At 62.2% G+C, this 19964-nt stretch carries 18 protein-coding genes; 5 read left to right on the top strand and 13 right to left on the bottom strand.

Annotated features, from left to right (window positions below):
• The first annotated feature begins 181 nt into the window (after positions 1-181).
• Positions 182-1321, top strand: a complete 1140-nt coding sequence (gene dnaJ, locus P3T20_RS07320; protein ID WP_429286554.1) for a molecular chaperone DnaJ — start codon at positions 182-184, stop codon at positions 1319-1321.
• Positions 1322-1349: 28 nt separating this feature from the next.
• Positions 1350-3356 (top strand): chorismate-binding protein, encoded by a 2007-nt coding sequence (locus P3T20_RS07315; protein WP_429286553.1) that lies wholly within the window; start codon positions 1350-1352, stop codon positions 3354-3356.
• Between the two features lie 369 nt (positions 3357-3725).
• On the opposite strand, the gene panB is transcribed toward P3T20_RS07315, so the two are convergent.
• From panB to P3T20_RS07280, 7 genes are all read right to left on the bottom strand, one after another.
• Positions 3726-4541 (bottom strand): 3-methyl-2-oxobutanoate hydroxymethyltransferase, encoded by an 816-nt coding sequence (panB, locus tag P3T20_RS07310; RefSeq protein ID WP_429286552.1) that lies wholly within the window; start codon positions 4539-4541, stop codon positions 3726-3728.
• 37 nt (positions 4542-4578) lie between these two features.
• Positions 4579-5295: a deoxynucleoside kinase gene (locus P3T20_RS07305; protein WP_074265808.1), complete on the bottom strand. Its 717-nt coding sequence runs from the start codon at positions 5293-5295 to the stop codon at positions 4579-4581.
• Positions 5292-5861, bottom strand: a complete 570-nt coding sequence (gene folK, locus P3T20_RS07300; protein WP_074265807.1) for a 2-amino-4-hydroxy-6-hydroxymethyldihydropteridine diphosphokinase — start codon at positions 5859-5861, stop codon at positions 5292-5294. Before folK ends, P3T20_RS07305 begins: the two co-directional genes overlap by 4 nt.
• Before the next feature lie 48 nt (positions 5862-5909).
• Positions 5910-7514: a polynucleotide adenylyltransferase PcnB gene (gene pcnB / locus P3T20_RS07295; RefSeq protein ID WP_429286551.1), complete on the bottom strand. Its 1605-nt coding sequence runs from the start codon at positions 7512-7514 to the stop codon at positions 5910-5912.
• Complete coding sequence (locus tag P3T20_RS07290; RefSeq protein WP_074265805.1) at positions 7511-8197, bottom strand: HAD family hydrolase; 687 nt, start codon at positions 8195-8197, stop codon at positions 7511-7513. Before P3T20_RS07290 ends, pcnB begins: the two co-directional genes overlap by 4 nt.
• Positions 8190-8942 carry a DnaA regulatory inactivator Hda gene (gene hda, locus P3T20_RS07285; protein ID WP_074265804.1) on the bottom strand — a complete coding sequence of 251 codons (753 nt, stop codon included), beginning with the start codon at positions 8940-8942 and terminating at the stop codon, positions 8190-8192. Before hda ends, P3T20_RS07290 begins: the two co-directional genes overlap by 8 nt.
• A 68-nt stretch (positions 8943-9010) precedes the next feature.
• Complete coding sequence (locus tag P3T20_RS07280) at positions 9011-10087, bottom strand: AI-2E family transporter (RefSeq protein ID WP_429286550.1); 1077 nt, start codon at positions 10085-10087, stop codon at positions 9011-9013.
• A gap of 145 nt (positions 10088-10232) precedes the next feature.
• Here P3T20_RS07280 and purM point away from each other — a divergent pair, with 145 nt between their 5' ends.
• On the top strand, positions 10233-11288 hold the full coding sequence (gene purM / locus P3T20_RS07275) for a phosphoribosylformylglycinamidine cyclo-ligase (protein ID WP_429286549.1): 1056 nt from the start codon (positions 10233-10235) through the stop codon (positions 11286-11288).
• Between the two features lie 193 nt (positions 11289-11481).
• On the opposite strand, the gene miaA is transcribed toward purM, so the two are convergent.
• Together miaA and mutL are read right to left on the bottom strand one after the other, a co-directional pair.
• Positions 11482-12435 carry a tRNA (adenosine(37)-N6)-dimethylallyltransferase MiaA gene (gene miaA, locus P3T20_RS07270; protein WP_429286548.1) on the bottom strand — a complete coding sequence of 318 codons (954 nt, stop codon included), beginning with the start codon at positions 12433-12435 and terminating at the stop codon, positions 11482-11484.
• A gap of 55 nt (positions 12436-12490) precedes the next feature.
• Complete coding sequence (mutL, locus tag P3T20_RS07265; protein ID WP_429286547.1) at positions 12491-14566, bottom strand: DNA mismatch repair endonuclease MutL; 2076 nt, start codon at positions 14564-14566, stop codon at positions 12491-12493.
• 257 nt (positions 14567-14823) lie between these two features.
• On the opposite strand from mutL, the gene P3T20_RS07260 reads away from it, so the two are divergent.
• Positions 14824-15495, top strand: a complete 672-nt coding sequence (locus P3T20_RS07260) for a VTT domain-containing protein (protein ID WP_074265799.1) — start codon at positions 14824-14826, stop codon at positions 15493-15495.
• A 40-nt stretch (positions 15496-15535) separates the two neighbouring features.
• Here the strand turns inward: P3T20_RS07260 and P3T20_RS07255 are convergent, their stop codons facing one another.
• Positions 15536-16348, bottom strand: coding sequence for a mechanosensitive ion channel family protein (locus P3T20_RS07255; protein WP_074265798.1), 813 nt, complete (start codon positions 16346-16348; stop codon positions 15536-15538).
• Positions 16349-16620: 272 nt separating this feature from the next.
• Here P3T20_RS07255 and P3T20_RS07250 point away from each other — a divergent pair, with 272 nt between their 5' ends.
• A complete protein-coding gene (locus P3T20_RS07250; protein WP_074265797.1) occupies positions 16621-17241 on the top strand; it encodes a ParB-like protein in 621 nt (206 codons plus the stop codon).
• 39 nt (positions 17242-17280) lie between these two features.
• Here P3T20_RS07250 and P3T20_RS07245 read toward each other — a convergent pair whose 3' ends face one another.
• From P3T20_RS07245 to P3T20_RS07235, 3 genes are all read right to left on the bottom strand, one after another.
• Complete coding sequence (locus P3T20_RS07245; RefSeq protein ID WP_429286546.1) at positions 17281-17652, bottom strand: hypothetical protein; 372 nt, start codon at positions 17650-17652, stop codon at positions 17281-17283.
• Between the two features lie 278 nt (positions 17653-17930).
• Entirely contained in the window at positions 17931-19067 is a 1137-nt protein-coding gene (locus tag P3T20_RS07240) for a glycosyltransferase (RefSeq protein ID WP_429286545.1), read from the bottom strand.
• Between the two features lie 419 nt (positions 19068-19486).
• Positions 19487-19840, bottom strand: a complete 354-nt coding sequence (locus tag P3T20_RS07235) for a hypothetical protein (RefSeq protein WP_429286544.1) — start codon at positions 19838-19840, stop codon at positions 19487-19489.
• Positions 19841-19964 lie beyond the last annotated feature (124 nt).

Here is a 19964-nt window from a genome sequence, read left to right as displayed (position 1 = left end):
AAACCTGCAAAGCGGTTATCGCGCCTGGTGAGCCTTTTTGGGCTCTCCGGGCACATTTGTTTTATGGAGGGCGTTGCTCAATTCGTGCAAACGAGGGGCGAGCAACGGCCGGACGAGTCGTAAGACTCCAGCATTCAAGAGGAGCCGCCGTGCCTTGCTGCGCGGCGGGCGTTGAACCGATATGGCGAAACGGGATTACTACGAGGTTCTGGGCGTCGCAAAGAACGCGAGCGACGACGAAATCAAGAAGGCTTATCGCAAGCTGGCGATGAAGCATCACCCCGACCGCAATCCGGGCAACAAGGATGCGGAAGAGCATTTCAAAGAGGTGAAGGAAGCCTATGAAATGCTGTCGGACTCGCAGAAGCGTGGGGCGTACGACCAGTATGGCCATGCAGGCGTCGACCCGAATATGGGCGGTGCCGGCGCGCAGGGCTTCGGCGGATTTGCCGACGCATTCGGCGATATTTTCGGCGACATCTTCGGCCAGGCGGCCGGCGGCGCTGCACGTGGCGGTGGCCGTGGCGGTCCGCAGGTGTACCGCGGTGCCGATCTGCGCTACAGCATGGAAATCACGCTGGAACAGGCCGCGCACGGCTACGACACGCAGATCCGTGTGCCGAGTTGGGTGTCGTGTGAAATCTGTCACGGTTCGGGCGCGAAGCCCGGTACCAAACCGGAAACCTGCCCCACCTGTAACGGCGCGGGTTCAGTCCGGATGTCGCAGGGCTTTTTCAGCATTCAGCAGACTTGCCCGAAGTGCCACGGCACGGGAAGCCACATTCCCGATCCGTGTGTGAATTGCCACGGCGCTGGCAAGGTCAAGGAAACCAAGACGCTGGAAGTGAAGATTCCGGCGGGTATCGACGACGGCATGCGGATCCGCTCGGCCGGTAACGGCGAGCCGGGCATCAACGGCGGTCCGTCGGGCGATCTGTACGTCGAGATTCATATCAAGCAGCACTCGGTGTTCGAGCGCGACGGCGACGATCTGCATTGCCAGATGCCGATTCCGTTCACAACGGCGGCACTTGGCGGTGAAATCGAAGTGCCGACGCTGGCGGGCCGCGCGAGCTTTACGGTGCCCGAAGGCACCCAGTCGGGCAAGACCTTCCGTCTGCGCGGCAAGGGCATCAAGGGGTTGCGTTCGAGCATTGCAGGCGATCTGTATGTGCACGTGCAGGTCGAGACGCCGGTCAAGCTCACCGAGCCGCAGCGCGAGCTGCTCCAGCAGTTCGAGAAGTCGCTGGTCGAGGGCGGTGCGCGTCACAGCCCGCAAAGCAAGAGCTGGTTCGATCGTGTGAAGAGCTTCTTCGATTAATGGAAGTTTGAAGTTGGTGGCGGGCAAGATGGTGGATGATCGCGACGCCGTGTTTGCATTGCTCGACGATTGCCACGCGACGGCGGCGCGGCGCTCGAGCCGCCTTTACACGCGGTTTTTGCATGAGCGTGTCTGCGTGGATACGGAGCAGCTCGATGCGGTATGCGATGCGGTGGCCGCTGATTTGCGGCGTGGTCTGCATGCCGTAATGCTCGGCGATTATGAGTTCGGCCGTCAGCTTGTGCTGCACGGTGCGCGGTCCGCCGGCGGCCAGTCCCGCCAGTCAGAGAATAAAACGCAGCGTGACGATGCCACGCTGCGTTTTTTATTGTTCGAGCAATGCGCGAAGCTCTCGCGTGACGAAGCCGACGCGTGGCTGGTGCAACGCGACGGCGGCGCGGAGCAACCGTCGGTGGCGGGTACCACCGCCGCGCGCGCCAGCGTCGATCTGGCGCAATTCGAAGCAGCCATCGCGGCGATTCATCACGCGCTTAGTATCGGCGATTCCTATCAGGTCAACTACACGTACCGGCTCAGGTTCGACGTCTTTGGCACGCCCGCTGCGCTGTATCGCCGGCTGCGGGCGCGGCAGCCGGTGTCGTATGGCGCGTTGGTCGCCTTACCCGGCGACCGTTGGGTGTTGTCGTGCTCGCCGGAGCTGTTTGTCGAGAAAGCGGGTGTCACGTTACGCGCGCGTCCGATGAAGGGCACCGCGCCACGTACCCCGGACGATCCCGTCGCCGACCTGCATGCCGCCGAGTTTCTCGCCAACGATCCGAAAAATCGTGCGGAAAACGTGATGATCGTCGACCTCTTGCGCAACGATCTGTCACGAGTCGCCGAGACGGGTTCGGTCAAGGTGCCAGCGCTGTTCTCGGTCGAACCGTACGCGTCGGTGTGGCAGATGACGTCGACTGTAGAGGCGAGGTTACGTGCCCAGACTTCGTTTGCGGACGTGCTGCGCGCTTTGTTTCCGTGCGGATCGATTACCGGTGCACCGAAGCATCGGACGATGCAGTTGATCGACAGGCTTGAAACCTCGCCACGCGGTTTGTACACCGGCGCGATCGGCTGGCTCGATGCCGCCAGCTACGTCGCAAACGCTTCTTCAGATTCGGCAAACGCGTCCGATGTCTCAGATGCCTCGGGCGTGACAAACGACTCGCACGCTCCAGAAGCGGCGAGCGCCTCAAACCACACCCACAACATCTGCGGCGACTTCTGTCTGTCCGTCGCGATTCGCACCTTGACGCTTGATGCGCCGGACAGCAGAACCGGCACCCGTAGCGGCAGCATGGGCGTTGGCGCGGGCATCGTGCTCGACAGCGTTGCCGCTGACGAATACGCGGAGTGCCAGTGGAAAGCGAGATTCCTCACTAACGCCGATCCAGGCTTCGAGCTATTCGAAACGATGTACGCGACGCGTGAGGACGGTGTCCGCCACGTGGCGCGCCATTTCGCACGGCTTGCGGCGAGTGCGGCGTGGCTCGGTTTCAGGTTCGATGAAGCGGATTTGCGCGAGCGAATCGAAGCGCAGTGCGCTGCGCTGTCAGCCGGAGTACCGCATCGCGTACGACTTGCTCTCGCCAAAGGTGGCGCGGTGCAGATTAGCGCAGCAGCGCTGACGCCACTGTCCGACGATGTCGTCGGCGTACTGCTCGCCCCCGATCACGGTTTCACGGCCACCCAGGCGAGCGACATGCTGTTGCATCACAAAACCACGCGCCGGGCGGAATACGACCGCGGCTGGCGCAACGCCGAGACCCTGGGCGCGTTCGACACGCTGTTTTTTAACGAGCGCGGCGAGTTGACTGAAGGCGGCCGTTCGAATGTATTCGTGAAGCTGGATGGGCGTTGGTGGACGCCGCCGTTATCGTCAGGCGTGTTGCCTGGGGTGATGCGAGGAGTGCTGCTTGAAGATGCGGAGTTGGATGCGCAGGAGCGTGTCCTGACGCGCGCTGACGTATTGAATGCAGAGGCGCTTCTTATATGTAACGCGTTGCGGGGCGCCTTACCGGCGCGTGTCGCAGGGTAGGATCCGGCCACGACGACAGGCTCGCGAGGTTCGTGTACGGCAGCAGGCCGGTTAGGCGGCCGCTCCGCCAGAGCAGGTCGCGCTGCGTGTAAGGGAAGTAGCGCGGCGCTGAGACAAGCGTCATTCAAGCGCAGCAGATGCGCAACAGGCGCGCCACCCAGTCGATCAGGCGTACATGCCACGTGGATCGCGGCATGTCGGTGAGGTGCAAAGCGTGATCGCGGATTCCCGCGACGTTGATCAGGCAAATGGGGCCCATGAACGTTTCTCTTCGGTTTGCGGCGGGGCCGCGTAAATGAACCGAAGAAGATAGACGTCCAGGTATTCAACGAAAATCGGACGGGTCTCAAACCGGATGGGACACCAATCTCAAAACGTATGTTCCGGGCCGGGGAACGAGCTGTCCTTCACCGCGCGCACATACGCTTCGACGGCCGCGAAAATGCTCGGCTGTCCCTGCATGAAATCTTTGACGAATCGCGGACGCTTGCCGGGGAAAATCCCGAGCATGTCGTGTAGCACGAGCACCTGCCCCGAGCATTCCACCCCCGCACCAATGCCGATGGTCGGAATCCGCAACTGCCTGGTGGCTTCGGTGCCGAGCTGAGTCGGGACCGCCTCGATCACGACCAGTTGAGCACCCGCGTCCTGGATAGCGAGCGCATCGCGTAGCAACTGGCTTGCGCCGGCTTCCGTCTTGCCCTGCACCTTGAAGCCGCCGAACGCGTGCACCGACTGTGGCGTGAGGCCAATATGCGCGCACACCGGAACGGCCCGCTCCACCAGGAAGCGCACCGTATCGGCGAGCCATTCGCCACCTTCCAGCTTGACCATCTGGGCGCCCGCGCGCATCAACTCCACGGAGCTGGCGAACGCCGTCTCCGATGTGCCGTAGGTGCCGAACGGCAGATCGGCGACGACCAGCGCCGACGGGCGTGCCCGCGCAACGCAGGCCGTGTGATACGCGATTTCTCCGAGCGTGACCGGCAGCGTCGTCGTCTGGCCTTGCAGCACATTCCCTAACGAATCGCCGATCAGCAGCACGTCGATGCCCGCGCGGTCCAGCAGCGCCGCAAAGCTCGCGTCGTAACAGGTGAGCATGGCGATCTTTTCGCCCGCGTCGCGCATTGCCTGCAGTTTCGGAACGGTAATGGCGTTCCTACTCGTTTCCTGCAAATAGCTCATGGGGTGTTCCGTTGGAAAAGGAGGAGGGCACCGTCGCTCAGAGCGACGTGCCTTTGACAAAGAATTCCTTGCGCCCGCGCATCGTCTCGATGCGTTCGACGAGCAGCGCAAGGTCCGCGTCCGAGTCGAGCGGATTCAGGTGTTCGGCGTTGACCGTCAGCACCGGCGTGCGGTCGTAGTGATAGAAGAAGTCGTTATACGCGTCGCATAGGGAGTGCAGGTACGCGTTCGAGATCTGCAGCTCCATTGGGATCGCGCGTTTCTGGATCCGCGCAAACAGCACTTCCGGGCTGGCCTGCAGGTACACCACAAAATCCGGCGCTGGGGCGGTGCCCGGACTTCCCGCGGTGGTTCCGCGTGGGGTCTGTGCATCGATCTGCTTTGCGAGTGCGCGGTACAACTGCCATTCGTCTTCAGGCAGTGTCAACCGGGCGAAGATCTCGTTTTTCTCCGTCATGAAATCGGCGATCAGCGCTGTGCCCGCCGCGTACGCTGCCGCAACCTCCTGCGCCTGTTGGGCACGCTGAAGGGCAAAGTGCAGTTGCGCGGCCAGCGCGTAACGCCCGGTGTCGCGATAGAAGCGTTCGAGAAACGGATTGTCCTGTGGCCGCTCGAACACCGGTTGCATTGACCATCGTTCAGCGAGGCGTCGTGCCAGCGAGGTCTTGCCAACCCCGATCGGCCCTTCAATCGCGATATAGCGAAACGGCGGGCGTAGCTGGGGGGCGGTGACCGTCAGCGGAGACGTGCTCATGAGCAACCGCCTTTGGTGGATTTGCCGCTAGTGCCGGCTTCGCTATCACTGCCGCCACTCAACGCATTGAGCACCGGACACTGACAGGGCGACTTCATCTTTTCGATACGCTGATCGGCAACGGCCGCGAGAAACGCGTCGGCGCGACCGTGTTGTGGAATCGTCAAGTCAGGGTCGACTTCGACGAGCGGCACCAGTGCGAACGCGCGCTCGATCAGACGCGGATGCGGCACGATCAGATCCGGTTCCTCGATCGAGTAGTCGCCGAACAGCAGAATGTCGAGATCGAGCGTGCGGGGGGCGTTCCGAAACGGCCGTTCGCGGCCGAAGTGCAGTTCGATCTTGTGGCACAGCGCCAGAAGATGCCGGACCGGCAGCGTGGTATCGAGCTTCACGACGCAGTTGTAGTAGTCGTCACCGCCCGCGTCGATGGGCGCAGTGCGATACAGGCTCGACTTGGCGAGCACGGTGATGGTGTGCTGTTGGGCGAGACACACTACCGCGTCTTTCAGGGTCTGGCGCGCATCCCCGAGATTCGCGCCGAGGCCGAGATAAGCAACCGTCATGGCATAACTTCCTGCGACTATCGTTCGACGGCGAGCAACATGGCCGCGTCAGTCTTCGTGTGAGCCTTCGTGACTCACGTCGTCTGCTGCGCGCTCCACGGTCGCACCGCCCTCCATTCCGTCGCCCGGTTTGCGGTTTCTGGCGCCACTGCTGCGCCTCCGGCGTTTTTTGGGGCTCCGGTCCTTCCCGCCTTGCGTGAGTAATGTCTCGCGCGCGACGGCGTCTCCTTCGATGAACTCCGTCCACCACGCACCGACCGACTCTTCGAGTTCGCCCGATTCGCAGCGCAACAGGAGGAAATCATACCCCGCTCTAAATCTTTGGTGTTCCATCAGCTTCAGCGCGCTGCGGCCCGAGCGTTTTTCGAGGCGCAACTGCAGGCCCCAGATCTCACGCATATCCGACGAGAAACGCTTGTGGATGGCGAGTTTCTCGGTTTGCATGTCGAGCACTTCGTCCATCGCCCGGTGCAGCGCAGGCACCGGATATTCGCCGTTTGCCTCGAACGCCTGCCAGCGCTGCTGCACGTCGTGCCACAGCAGGGTAGCGAACAGGAAGCCGGGCGAAACCGGCTTGCCGGCGCGCACACGGTTATCCGTGTTGGTGAGTGCGAGCGTGATGAATTTCTCGCCGTGCGGCTGTTCGAGCACTACGTCGAGCAGCGGCAGCAGGCCATGATGCAGGCCTTCCTGGCGCAGGCGCTGCAGACAGGCAAGTGCGTAGCCCGACAGCATCAGCTTGAGCATTTCGTCGAACAGACGCGCAGCCGGCACGTTGTTGATCAGATCCGCCATTTCCTTGATCGGCGCGCGAGTCGTGTCTTCGATCTCGAAGCCGAGCTTGGCGGCAAAACGCACCACGCGCAGCATGCGTACCGGATCTTCGCGGTAACGGGTGGCCGGATCGCCGATCATGCGCAGGAGGCGGGCGCGCATATCGGCCATGCCGTTGTGATAGTCCAGCACGGTTTGCGTGGCTGGATCGTAGTACATCGCGTTGATCGTAAAGTCGCGGCGGGTGGCGTCTTCGTGCTGCTCGCCCCAGACGTTGTCGCGCAGCACGCGGCCGCTGGCGTCGACCGCGTGGGTGCGGCGGTCCAGTTCATCGCGCTTAAGTCGCCGCGGCGGGGCGGCGTCGGCGGCGGGAGGATCGACCAGGGCGCGGAACGTCGAGGTTTCGATGATTTCCTGACCGAACTGCACGTGCACGATCTGAAATCGCCGGCCGATGATGCGCGCGCGGCGGAACAGCTTCTGCACCTGCTCGGGCGTGGCGTCGGTGGCGACGTCGAAGTCTTTCGGCGCGATGCCGAGCAGCAGGTCGCGTACGGCGCCGCCGACGATAAATGCCCGGTGGCCGGCCTGCTGCAGCCCCTCGGTGACGCGGATAGCGTTCCTCGAGATCAGCGCCGGGTTGATGCCGTGAACGTCAGCGGGAATGATCACCGGCACGTCGGGCTCGGGTGCGGCCTTGGTGGTGTCGCGTGACGCCGCCGGTTTGCGGCGCGGTCTGGCCGTAGAGGTAGTGCTGCTGGCGTCGCTATGGCCGGTTTTTGCCGGGGCGCGGGACGCTTCGTCTGCTTCGGAGGGGGCGGTGTTGTCAGCGGGTGCCGGATCCTGTCCGAACAGCTTACGGATAAATTTTTTGATCACGTGGGTTGAAAGAGTTCGAGGATGCGCCAGCCGTGTGCTTGCGCATGAGCGCGCAGCGTGTCGTCCGGATTGGTCGCAATCGGGTCAGTGACCTTTTGGAGCAGCGGGATGTCGTTATGCGAATCGCTATAGAAATAGCTGCGCTCGAAGTCCGACCATGTCTTGCCGAGCGAAGCGAGCCACGCCTCGGTACGGACGATCTTGCCTTCCTTGTAGCTGGGTGTGCCGGTGGGACGGCCGGTGTAGTCCGAGTGCGGCTGGCCGTCCACGGTTTCCGCTTCGCAGGCGATCAGTTTGTCGACACCGAACACGGCGGCAATCGGGCCGGTGATGAATTCGTTGGTGGCAGTGACCATGCAGCACAGGTCGCCCGCGTCGCGATGCTGGCGCACCAGTTCGAGCGCGACCGGCACGATGGTGGGCTTGATCACTTCGTGCATGTACATCTGGTGATACTCGGCGAGCTGCGCGCGCGAGTACTTCGCGAGCGGCGTCAGCATGGCGACGAGATAGGCGTGAATGTCGAGCTTGCCGGCCTTGTAGTCGGCATAGAAACGGTCGTTTTCACGTGCGAAGTTTTCGGCGTCGACCATGCCGTGCTTCACCATGAAGCGGCCCCATTCGTGGTCGCTGTCGGTGGGGATGAGCGTGTGGTCGAGATCGAAGAGTGCGAGATTAGCCATGGGGGCCTATTTTACTTGAAGCGGCTGCAACGGTTGCCGTTCTCGACTCTTCAGTGTCCGCCGGGGATGCCAGCATGGCGCGCAGCAGCGGCAGGGTGACCGCCCGTTTCTGTTCGAGCGAGAAGCGATCGAGCGCGTCCAGCAAGGCCATCAGGCTGGGCATGTCGCGCCGGAAGTGAGTGAGCAGGTAGGCCGGCACGTCGTCGGCGAGCGCGATGCCGCGTTCACGGGCGGCGTGCTTGAGCACGGCAGCCTTGACGTCGTCGGGCAGCGGCGCGAGGTGAAACACCAGACCCCAGCCGAGGCGCGTGCGCAGGTCTTCACGTACCGCGAGGCCGATCGGCGCCGCATTGCCGGCCGCCACCAAAGCGCTGGTGGGATGCGCACGCACTTCATTGAAGAGGTTGAACGCGGCGATCTGCTGGGCGCCGGACAGGCCGTCGCAATCGTCGATGGCGTAGAGCGCCACGCGCGGGTCGAAGGCAAACGCGGCGAGACTGCTCTGGGGGCTTGCAAAGCACGCGTGCCCGGGCTGTGCCTCGTGGACCAGCGCCTGCAGCAGATGGGTGCGGCCGCTGCCCGCCTCGCCCCAGATGTAGAACGAGCGATCAGCCACGGGTCCGGCTGCGAGCGCACTTTCCAGCCCGCGCAGCCGCGTGACCAGCTCTGCGTTGGAGCCGGCGAAGAAGTTGTCGAATGTCGAGGGCGGCGGGGTGCCGAGATCGAGCGTCAGTTGACGAAGCACAGTAGTAGAAACCGGTAATGAGAACCGCGGGTAGCCGTTGAGCGCTTGGGTCAGTTAGCCAGGGATCGTCAGTTCTTGTAAAGCGTGCTCGACAGATAGCCTTGCCGCAATTCGCGCAGGGCCACCGACAAGATCGCGCTAACGGGCAGCGCCAGCAACACACCGAAGAAGCCGAATAGCTGGCCGAACGCGAGCAAGGCGAAGATCACGGCGAGCGGATGCATGCCGATGCGTTCGCCGACGAGGCGCGGCGTCAGGAAGAAGCTCTCGAGAATCTGCCCGACGCCGTAAATCACCGCAACCGCGCCGAAGCCATACCAGTCGCCGAACTGCAGCAGCGCGGCGATCAGCGCCAGAGCGAGGCCGGTGGCATAGCCGATATACGGAATAAAGACCGCGACGCCGGTGAAAATGCCGATCGGCAGCGCGATCTCGAAGCCGGCGATGGTCAGTGCGATCGCGTAGAAGACGGCCAGCACGGCCATCACGAGCAGCTGGCCGCGCAGGTACTGGGAGAGCATCCGATCCATGTCGCGGGCAAGCTGCACGGTCTTTTCGAGCCAGCGGCGCGGCACGAAGCCCTCGGCGCGCTCTAGCATGCGGTTCCAGTCGTACAACAGGTAGAACAGGACCAACGGCACCATCACGACGTTGCCGATCACGGTCATCATGACGTTACCGCTGGTGCGGATCGAGGTCCATGCGTAGAGGGCGACGGTTTGCGCGCTGCCTTCGAGCTGATTCATCACGAGATCGCGGATGCTGGCGAAGTCGAGCGAATCGGCGAGGCCGAGCAGGGCCAGTTTGGGTTGCAGCCAGGCGCTAACGTGCGTGAACAGCACGGGTACCTGCAGTTTGAGTTGCGGACCTTCCTTCTGGATCACGACCAGCACCAGCAGGATCATGATAGTAAGGAGCACGGTGAAGACCAGCATCATCAGCAGGGCGGCGAGGGCGCGCGGCACGCGCCGGCGCACCAGCCACGCGACGCCAGGCTGGAGGATGTAGGCGAGAATGGCGCCGAGCAGGAACGGCGTGAGCACCGGGCTGAGCAGCCAGAGCAGGATGCCGAGGCCGAGCGCGATAGCGACCCAGATGAAGGCGCGGCGCTGATACGGTGTCAGAATCGAGGAGTTCTGCTGCAAAATGGATTTCCTGAGGTACGACGCGGGTGAATATGTCCGGCCAGGTGGCCGGCAACCCTGTATGGGACCAGAGTAGGCGCTGAAGCGCCAACTCTGGATCGGCATCGGGTAAAATCGCATTTTACCGACCTTCTTGCTCCTCCCCATGAATCAACCGAAATCCGCCCCTGACGCTCAAGGTCTGTCGTATCGCGACGCCGGCGTGGACATTGACGCGGGCGACGCCCTTGTCGACGCGATCAAGCCCTTTGCCAAAAAGACGTTGCGTGACGGTGTGCTGGGCGGCATCGGCGGGTTTGGCGCGCTCTTCGAGGTGCCGAAAAAATACCGCGAACCGGTACTCGTCTCGGGCACGGACGGCGTCGGCACGAAGCTGAAGCTGGCGTTTCATCTGAACAAGCATGACACGGTCGGCCAGGATCTGGTGGCGATGAGCGTCAACGATATTCTGGTGCAGGGCGCCGAGCCGCTGTTCTTCCTCGACTACTTCGCCTGCGGCAAGCTGGACGTCGGCACGGCATCGACGGTCGTGAAGGGCATCGCACAAGGTTGCGAACTGGCTGGCTGCGCGTTGATCGGCGGTGAAACCGCGGAAATGCCGGGCATGTATCCGGATGGCGAATACGATCTGGCCGGGTTTGCGGTTGGCGCGGTCGAGAAGAGCAAGATTATCGACGGCAGCACGATTACCCCGGGTGACGTGGTGCTGGGTCTGGCTTCGAGCGGAATTCATTCGAACGGATTCTCGCTGGTGCGCAAGATCATTGAGCGGGCGCAGCCGGATCTGTCGGCGGACTTTGACGGCCGTTCCCTGGCCGATGCGTTGATGGCGCCTACACATATCTATGTGAAGCCGCTGCTTTTGCTGATGGAGCAGGTTGCCGTGAAGGGAATGGCGCATATCACCGGCGGTGGGCTCGTCGAAAATATTCCGCGAGTTTTGCGGGATGGATTGACTGCTGAGCTCGATCATCGGGCCTGGCCGTTGCCGCCGCTGTTCTCGTGGTTGCAGAAGCATGGTGGTGTGGCTGACGCGGAAATGCACCGCGTGTTCAACTGCGGGATCGGGATGGTTGTTGTGGTTGCTGCTCAGGATGCAGATAAGGCTATTGGTCTTTTGACCGCCGCCGGTGAGCAGGTTTGGAAGATCGGCTCTGTGCGTAATAGTGCTGAGGGTGAGGCGCAGACTGTGGTGGTTTGATTTTTTTGGCCTGCGCGGCGCTTTGGTGGTTGTTCTCGCTGCTTGGGCCTTTCCTTCCATTCCCGGTGGTCTATTAGCGTCGCCCCGCACAGGGGCAACACAAGCAAACCGATAAGAATGCAAGGAGAGGCCAGCCCCAAAAGAAAAAAACCAAGGCGCCGCAGGCAAACCCTCCGCCTTAGGGGCAAAAAAATCACCGCCCAATCATCCCCTCAACAACCCCCAAAACCTGCTCAACCGAATCCCCCGCACAACAATCCACAACAATCCGTTCACTCATCCCCCGCAGCCACGTAAGCTGCCTCTTACACAACTGCCGGGTAGCAAAAACCCCCTTATCCCGCATGGAAGCAAAATCCCCAACACCATCGAGATACTCCCACGCCTGCCGATACCCCACACACCGCATCGACGCCAACCCCGGATGCAAATCCCCCCGCGCCCGCAGCCGCTCCACCTCATCAATAAACCCGGCAGCCAGCATGGCATCAAACCGCTCAGCAATGCGTGCATGCAAAACACTGCGATCTGAAGGCTCCAGCGCCACCGGCACAAAACGCCACGGCAACGCCAAGTCGTCAACCTGAGCAGGCGCAGCCAACAACTCGGACATCGGCTGCCCCGTCAACGTGAACACCTCCAGCGCCCGCTGGATCCGTTGCGAATCATTCGGTGCTAGCCGAGCAGCTGTGACCGGATCGACCTCAGCCAGCCGCGCATGCAAAGCCGGCCAGCCGTCACGCAACGCGTGCGCATCGAGCGCGGCCCGCACTTCGGCATCAGCCCCCGGCAGGTCGTTCAAACCCTGTGTCAACGCCTTGTAGTACAGCATCGTGCCGCCCACCAGCAACGGTACCCGCCCACGCGCCGTAATCTCACCCACCAGTCGCAACGTATCCGTGCGGAATTGGGCGGCGGAGTAGGTATCGGCGGGATCGACGATGTCAATCAGATGGTGCGGTACGCGCTCGCGCTCTTCCGCCGTTGGCTTTGCCGTGCCGATGTCCATCTCGCGGTACACCAGCGCCGAATCCACGCTGATGATTTCCACCGGATGTCGCGCGGCCAGTGCCAGCGCAGCGGCGGTCTTGCCGGAGGCCGTCGGGCCCAGCAGGCAGACAATCGGAGTGACAGGGCGTTGCGTCATGAATGGCGGACCCGCAGCGCCTGCGGCTGCGGTATTAACTTGGCGGCGCGCAGAGTCATTGACCGCGCATGAACAGTCGATCGAGGTCCGATAGCGTCAGCTGATACCACGTCGGGCGTCCGTGGTTGCACTGGTCCGCGCGCTCTGTTGCTTCCATCTGGCGCAGCAGCGCGTTCATTTCATCCAGCGTCAGACGCCGGTTCGCGCGCACCGCGTGGTGGCAGGCCAAGGTACCAAGCAGTTCGTGCTGACGCTCGGTCAGGACCCGCGAGCCGCCGTATGCGTGCAGATCGGTCAGCACCGCCCGGGCCAGCGCCTGGAGGTCGGCGTCCTTGAGCAGCGCCGGGACCGCGCGGATCGCGAGTGTCGTCGGCGACAGCACCGCCAGATCGAAGCCGAGTGCATCGAGTGTCTCGCGCTCTTCCTCCACCGTGCCGATTTCGACCGGGTCGGCCTGCATCGACAACGGAATCAGCAACGGCTGCACCGCAATCGCCCGGTCGGCGAGCGCATTCTTGAACTGCTCGTACAGGATCCGTTCGTGCGCCGCGTGCATGTCGACGATCACCAGCCCCTGGGCGTTCTGCGCCAGCACATAGATGCCATGGATCTGGCCAAGAGCGAAACCAAGTGGTTGTTCATCCGCGCTGTGAAATACCGCGTTGCCCGCTGACGGCGGGGCGAAGAACGATGGCGTATCCGCACCGGAATCGCGTGCTTCCAGCGTGGTCGTGCCCTGCGCTGTCCCGACGCCGTTGTCCTTGCGGCCGCCGAATAATGCATCGTAGAGCGCAAGCGGTTGAGCGACCGGCAGCGTGCCTTGAGTCATGCGTGCCTGACGCAGCCAAGTGTTGCCCGCCTGGGCTCCGAAACCATTACCGCCGCTGTTGCTGCCCCCGCCGGCGCTACCGCCCAAGCCATTCGCTCCGTACCCTGCGCTGCTAGCGCCAAGGCCGCCACCGGCGCTCCCGCCGGCGCCCGCACCTAAGCCACCACCGCCTGCTGCGGCTCCAAACGCCCCCGAACCGCCCAGCACCGGCTCAAGATGCGCAGCATGACCACCCGCGGTGGTCTCCGGCGACGCTCCTGCATGCCGCGCCAGCGCCCGCTGCACGGCGTGGAAGACGAACTGATGGATCGAGCGCGAATCGCGGAAACGGACTTCGATTTTCGACGGGTGCACGTTCACATCGACGCCCTCAGGGGGCAGGTCGAGAAACAGCACATACGACGGGTAGCGATCGCCGTGCAGCACGTCTTCGTAAGCGGCGCGTACGGCGTGCGTCAGCAGCTTGTCGCGTACGAAGCGGCCGTTGACGAAGAAGTATTGCTGATCGGCCCGGCCGCGGCTGGCGGTGGGCAGGCCGGCGCAGCCATAGACCGCCAGCGGTCCGGCCGATTCGTCGAGCGGCAGATGAGCCGTGGCGAAGGTCTCGCCCATGATCTTGCTGACGCGGGTGGCCGGATCGCTGGCGTTCCAGTGTTCGACCGCGCGGCCGTTGTGCAGCACCGAAATCGCTACGTCTGGCCGCGCCAGTGCGGTGCGGCGGATCATTTCGAGGCAGTGGCCGAGTTCGGTCTGCTCGCTCTTCAGGAATTTTCGGCGCGCGGGCGTATTGAAGTACAGCTCGCGTACTTCGATCGTCGTACCCTGCGTACCGGCCGCTGGGCTCAGCACGCCGGTTTGCGCTTCGATGCGCATCGCGTGCCGCGCTTCGGCCGTGCGGCTGGTGATGAACAGCTCCGACACCGACGCAATCGACGCCAGCGCTTCGCCACGAAACCCGAGCGTACCGACGGCTTCGAGTTCGGCGAGCGTGCGGATCTTGCTGGTGGCGTGGCGCATCAGGGCGAGCGTGAGTTCGCCTTCCGGGATGCCGCAGCCGTCGTCGGTGATCGAGATGCGCTTGACGCCGCCTTCGTCGAGCAGGATGCGCAGCGTCTGCGCACCGGCGTCGATGGCGTTCTCCAGCAACTCCTTAACGACCGACGCCGGCCGTTCGACCACCTCGCCGGCGGCGATCTGGCTGATCAGCAGGTCCGGCAGAGGTTGGATGGCCCGCAACGGACGTAGGACGGGCGCCACAGCCTGGGCGGCGGGATCGACAGGCGTTTCGGAGAATTCGGACATGGCGAAATTATAGCGACTTGCCGGGAAGCGGCAGGTAACCCGCTACGTCCACTGAGCGCGGACTCATCTCCCGCGTGCTTGCTGGCGTCCGGTGTGCGTCTTCGTCCGCAGTTTTTTTATCGTAGCCGGGCACTTTCGGTATCATGGCGCGGTCAATTTTCGGCGCCTTCGGGCCTCGGATCGTTGCCCATTTCATCTCATGGCACGACGGCCTGCCCATTCCGCCGCTCGCACCACTCGCTCAATAAGGGACGCTTTTGGACACGCTGCTGCAGTTCGTGAATCTTGTCTTGCATATCGACAAGTTTCTGGGGGTTTTCATTCAACAGTACGGTGCCTGGGTGTATGCGGTGCTGTTTCTGATCGTGTTCTGCGAAACCGGGCTCGTGGTGCTGCCGTTTCTGCCGGGCGACTCGCTGCTGTTCATCGGCGGCGCGTTCTGTGCGAGTGGCGAAATGAACCTCGGCCTGCTGATTCTGCTGCTGCTGGTGGCGGCGGTCGGGGGTAATACGCTTAACTATCTTATCGGCAGGGCGATCGGACCCAAAGTGTTCGACTCGCATATTCCGCTGCTCGAGCGCTTCCTCGATCGGGCAGCGCTGCAAAAGACCCACAACTTCTACGAAAAGCATGGCGGCAAGACCATCGTGCTTGCACGTTTCATCCCGGTGGTGCGCACGTTTGCACCGTTCGTCGCGGGCGCATCGCAGATGACCGTGAGCCGCTTCCAGTTGTTCAACTTCGTGGGTGCGTTGTTCTGGGTGCTGCTGCTGGTGCTGCTTGGGTACTTCTTCGGCAACATCCCGTTCATTCGCCAGTACCTGAACGTGATCGTGCTGGTCGGTATTGGCGCTGCGGTTGTGCCCGTGCTGCTCGGCGCATTATGGAAGATGCTGCGCAAGCCGGCGCCCAAAGCGGGTGGCCGCTAGGTTCCAGCTCACGACAGCAGAAGTAGCGCTCGCTCCGGACTTAGTTCGCGGCGCGCCGCACGAGTGGCGTTTCCGGCGTCGGGAAGCCCGCTTCGCGGAAGGTCTCGATGATGGCCCGGTTAGTGTCGAAGTAGACCTGCCAGTAGTGGTCGGTATGCGTGTACGGACGCACGCATAGCAACGGACCTTCCGGTGTGAAGGAGAGCACTTCGATATCCGGCGCCGGACTGTCCGCGACGTTAGGAATCTTGACGATCGCCGCCCGCAGTCGATTAGCCGCGTCGATCGGATCGACGCCGTTAGCGATCTTCGCCGTCAGCTCGACCCGACGCACCGGCAAGACGCTGTAATTAGAGATCGTGTCGGAGAAGATCTTGTTGTTGCCGACGATCGTGGTGACGTTGTCCGGCGTGATGATGGTGGTGCCGAAGAGGCCAAGCTCCTGGACAGTGCCCGTTACGCCGCCGGCCATGACGAAATCGCCGACTTTGAAGGGGCGCAGCACCTGCATGAAGATGCCGGCCGCGAAATGGGCGAGCAGGCCGCCCCACGCCGTGCCGATGGCGAGACCGAGGCCGGCGAGCAGCGCTGCGAACGAGGTGGTCTGGACTCCGAACACCTGCAGGATCGCGAGGATCAGCAGCAGGTTCAGCAAGGCGCCGAGGATCGAGCCGAGATAGTGCGCGAGGGTGGGGTCGACGCGTCCATTGCGCGACAGCAGCTTGCGTAGCAGGCCGGTGATCACGCCGATCACCCAGCGGCCAATGATCCACAGCACAATCGCGCCGAGGACCTTGGTGCCGAGGTCGATGCCTCGGGTCATGAGGAAGATGCGTACGGTGTCGAGATTCAAGATGGCCTCGCTCGGGTCGGTTGCGCGTGACTGATGACGAAAATACTTCGATTCAACACAGTAGATGCAATGCCAGATGAGGAGCGAGATCCTTTCACTCTCGGTCTTCGCAAGTTATAGCCGACGGCTCGCGCGTGCGCAAGGACCATTCCTGCCCGTATGCGAAATGGTTCGCGGGTATTAACGGCGCGCGTGATCCGCGCTATTGTTTCCCGCGAGTTTCCCGCGAAAGTTTCCCTTGAGATTGATTTAACGATTTGATGAGGTAGACCATGGTTCCAAACAGAGACGTTCATTTGATCCCGGCAAACCTCGCGGCGCTGCGGCCTACCCAGATGACGGTGGGCTATCGCGAGGTCACCTTGAAGCGCGATCACTGGAAGACGTTGAACAAGAAGGAGCGCAGCGCAGCAATCGACTCGCACTCGTTTCCTGCTGTGCTGGGGCCGGAGAAGCTTTACTACATCGTCGACCATCATCACCTCGGACGGGCGCTGCTCGAAGAGGGTGTGAAGCAAGTGAAGGTGATGGTGCTGAAAGATCTTTCCTGGCTCGACTTTGAGATCTTCTGGCGCATGATGGAACACAACCAGTGGGTCCATCCGTTCGGCGCCGACGGCTCGCGTTACGAATACGAACACCTGCCGAAGGAGATCACCGAAATGACGGACGACCCCTATCGCAGCCTCGCCGGCGAGCTACGCAATGCTGGCGGCTATGCGAAAGATGCGACGCCGTTCAGCGAATTCCTGTGGGCCGACTTTCTGCGGCCGCGGGTCCCGGCGAGCAAGATCGCGAAGAACTTCGCGAAGGCGCTCGATCTTGCGAAGGCGCTAGCCCATAAGCCTGAGGCGCGTTATCTGCCGGGCTGGTCCGGTGTGATCAAGGCCTGAGGAACGGGGCGGTCCGATGCCGGCGCGACTGATGCGCTACTACATTGGCAGATGGGACTCGGTGTAAGCCGAAGTCCGGATGACCAGTACGTCGTCGGTCTTGGCCTTCGCCCTGCGGACTCGCGTGCGGCTGGCGCAGTAAAGCGCGAGCGCACAGGCAAGTGCATAGGCGCTCGCACGCTCGGCGAATGCGCTGGGCGTGCTGAATTGGCCGTAACGACTCCGTGCGTCTGCGAATACCAGAAAGGTCAAAGCCGCATCGAACACCAGGGCGGTCGACGCCAGCAAGAGGTACGCATAGCCGCCGTTCAAGGCGAGATCCGGCCGGGCGAGATTGCATAGGTGACACGCGACCAGCAGCGTTGCGAGGATCACGAGGTTCGCGGTCAGATCGAACAGAAAGTTGCTCATGGTATCGGAATGAAAGCGCGGGTTTTTCGGCTGTGCGGTTGCGTGTGTCGTGCTGCGGCAAGAATGCGCAACATACTGCCGGCTCACTGGACGCGATCATTGCATGTCTTGATGTCTCGATAAATGAGAAACTTCGGACTCCGATTGAGTTAATTTTTGAGAGTGCCGTAGGTATTTGCGTTGCTTGGGTGGCATGTTCTTATAGAGAGGTTCTGGTTTTCTGTCGGGACGGAGCGCTGCGACGAGGGGGCGAGCGCGTGATCCACGCCGGTGACGCTCTATCGTTCGATCGCGTTATCGACGATCGCCGCGAGTCGCTGGCCTAAGGTCGGTGAGTTGAGTTGCTGATATTTCGAAAACGCGCGGGCACCGATCGAGCGAATCGACTCGGGCGGCAGGTCCCAGATTCTTTCCAGAGCGGCGGCGAGTGCGGCGGCGCCGCCGTCACGGGGATAGCGGAAGCCGGTCATCTCGTCTTCCACATACTCCGGCTCGGGTCCCATGTGCAGTTCGAGCTGGTCGTGAACCAGCGGCGGCAAACTCAGTCCGAACATATGGACCACGCTGAGGCCGGCGTCGCCGGGATAGCAGCCGATCCGGCAAGTGCGGCTGATCGAGGCAATTTCGTCGTCGTCGAAAATGGCGCCGTGCCAGATCAGGGAAGGGCTATTCGCATGGATACTCTGGAGCCGCTCGCGATGCTCGCCATCGCCTACCAGATGTAGCACGATGTCGTGACCCTTGTGGTGCAATAGCTCGACCGCCTCGATCAGGCATTCGACGTTTGAGCCGTTGCGCAGCCGTCCCAGAAACAACACGCCCCGCTCTTTCCCGTTCTTCTCGACGGGGCTGACGGTTCGTGTCACGCGTAGCGAATTGTCCGCGACAATCAGCTTGGAACTCGGGCACCCGATGCGCTCGAGCGACAGTCTTGACGCTTCCGAATAGCACACATACCGGCTCGACAAGGCGACCGCCGCCCGATAGCAGACCGTGCGCGCCAACCTAGGTCTGGCGTGCCGGTACAGCCCCTGACCATGGATGACCACCGGCACACCTAAGGCTCGCCCCGCAAGCAACGCAAGCCACAGCGACAGATAGGACATGTCTGCAAAGATCAGCACGGCGGCAGGACGCACGCGCACGATCTCCCCGAACACGCGCGCCTGAAGCTTGATCCGCCGCGTGAATATATGGGTGATGCCGGTCTCCACGAATTCGTCGCAAGCGGGTGCCTCGCGTGAAAAGCCGCGCGACTCGATCCCAGTGGAGTTCGCAAATACCCTGACCTTGAACAGTCGGCTGAGCGTGTCGATGACCTCGATGCGATAGCGCGTCACCAGCGGCTGCACGTAAAACACCGTAAGTTTCGCCCGCGACGATGCGCGGCCAAGCGTCACCGGTGTATCGCTCATAGTGTCCTCACCATTTTTGTGCATCTGCCCGACACACCTGGAAACCAGGTCGCCTCTGCGGGCAATTGCTTTCGATTACTAACTATCTGCGCTTGCCGTGCGCGCTTGATCGGCTGACTGGCTGGCGAGGGCGTAACCGGTCATGGCCTCGTTTTGTGCAGATGCCCGCATGCTAGCAGCGTAAAAAATGGCACAAGAGCAGTGAGCGGAGAGAGGCGAATGTTAGGCGTCGTTTGACTGGGTGATGCAATCAGGAGGACAATGAACAGGAATTTAGTACTGCGAATGTATAGATATGTTGACTGATTCGGAAATTGCGACTGTCGCGCAAGTGCGTGAATGACGGTTGCCAATCAAGGAGCCGCAGCAGTGACGGTGCGAGGTATGTGAAGCCACCGAAGTCCGCATGGCCGACTCCATCACAACTGGCGAAACCCGCTGCTTGGGGCTGTGCCTCGCGGTGACATGTCCTGCAGATCCGCCATGACCTCGCACACTTTGGTGTAGACATCGTGCAGCGGTGCGTCCGCGACTGAGTCCTTGAACTTGCCGTAGTTGATGTGGAAGACGTGCACTGCGATGGTGTCCGCGACTATCCGGCGGGGAATGAAGGCCCTGAACCGATAGACGCGCCCCGGCAACGTGATGACCTCAAAGCCGTTGCCGAACACGGTCTCGATATCACCGGCGCGACGTGCTCGCACGGTGAGCGTGGCCGGGTTCGCCGCGTTGCTGACTATCGAAAGAAACGCATTGGAAAGCAAAAGCCGCATCGAAGCCTCCGTGCACTTGCGCCGCGGTTAATGGGTTAGCTGCAATTCAATAAATCCGCACCTAATTCACTTCCCAACTGCGACAGAATTTCGCTGGTAATACGCGCCGCTTTCACAAAAAGCC

Origin of the sequence: Paraburkholderia sp. GAS206C (assembly GCF_050435645.1) — a bacterium.
GTDB lineage: Bacteria > Pseudomonadota > Gammaproteobacteria > Burkholderiales > Burkholderiaceae > Paraburkholderia > Paraburkholderia phenazinium_B.
Note: the sequence above shows the minus strand (reverse complement) of the source record. Positions and strands in the feature narration are given on the sequence as shown.

Coding starts and splice junctions, on each gene's coding strand:
- P3T20_RS07290 (WP_074265805.1), bottom strand. CDS start 8,197: ATGGCTAATCTCGCACTCTTCGATCTCGACCACACGCTCATCCCCACC.
- P3T20_RS07235 (WP_429286544.1), bottom strand. CDS start 19,840: ATGCGGCTTTTGCTTTCCAATGCGTTTCTTTCGATAGTCAGCAACGCG.
- panB (WP_429286552.1), bottom strand. CDS start 4,541: ATGAGCTATTTGCAGGAAACGAGTAGGAACGCCATTACCGTTCCGAAA.
- purM (WP_429286549.1), top strand. CDS start 10,233: ATGAATCAACCGAAATCCGCCCCTGACGCTCAAGGTCTGTCGTATCGC.
- P3T20_RS07315 (WP_429286553.1), top strand. CDS start 1,350: ATGGTGGATGATCGCGACGCCGTGTTTGCATTGCTCGACGATTGCCAC.
- dnaJ (WP_429286554.1), top strand. CDS start 182: ATGGCGAAACGGGATTACTACGAGGTTCTGGGCGTCGCAAAGAACGCG.
- miaA (WP_429286548.1), bottom strand. CDS start 12,435: ATGACGCAACGCCCTGTCACTCCGATTGTCTGCCTGCTGGGCCCGACG.
- P3T20_RS07250 (WP_074265797.1), top strand. CDS start 16,621: ATGGTTCCAAACAGAGACGTTCATTTGATCCCGGCAAACCTCGCGGCG.
- P3T20_RS07245 (WP_429286546.1), bottom strand. CDS start 17,652: ATGAGCAACTTTCTGTTCGATCTGACCGCGAACCTCGTGATCCTCGCA.
- P3T20_RS07240 (WP_429286545.1), bottom strand. CDS start 19,067: ATGAGCGATACACCGGTGACGCTTGGCCGCGCATCGTCGCGGGCGAAA.
- P3T20_RS07305 (WP_074265808.1), bottom strand. CDS start 5,295: ATGAGCACGTCTCCGCTGACGGTCACCGCCCCCCAGCTACGCCCGCCG.
- mutL (WP_429286547.1), bottom strand. CDS start 14,566: ATGTCCGAATTCTCCGAAACGCCTGTCGATCCCGCCGCCCAGGCTGTG.
- folK (WP_074265807.1), bottom strand. CDS start 5,861: ATGACGGTTGCTTATCTCGGCCTCGGCGCGAATCTCGGGGATGCGCGC.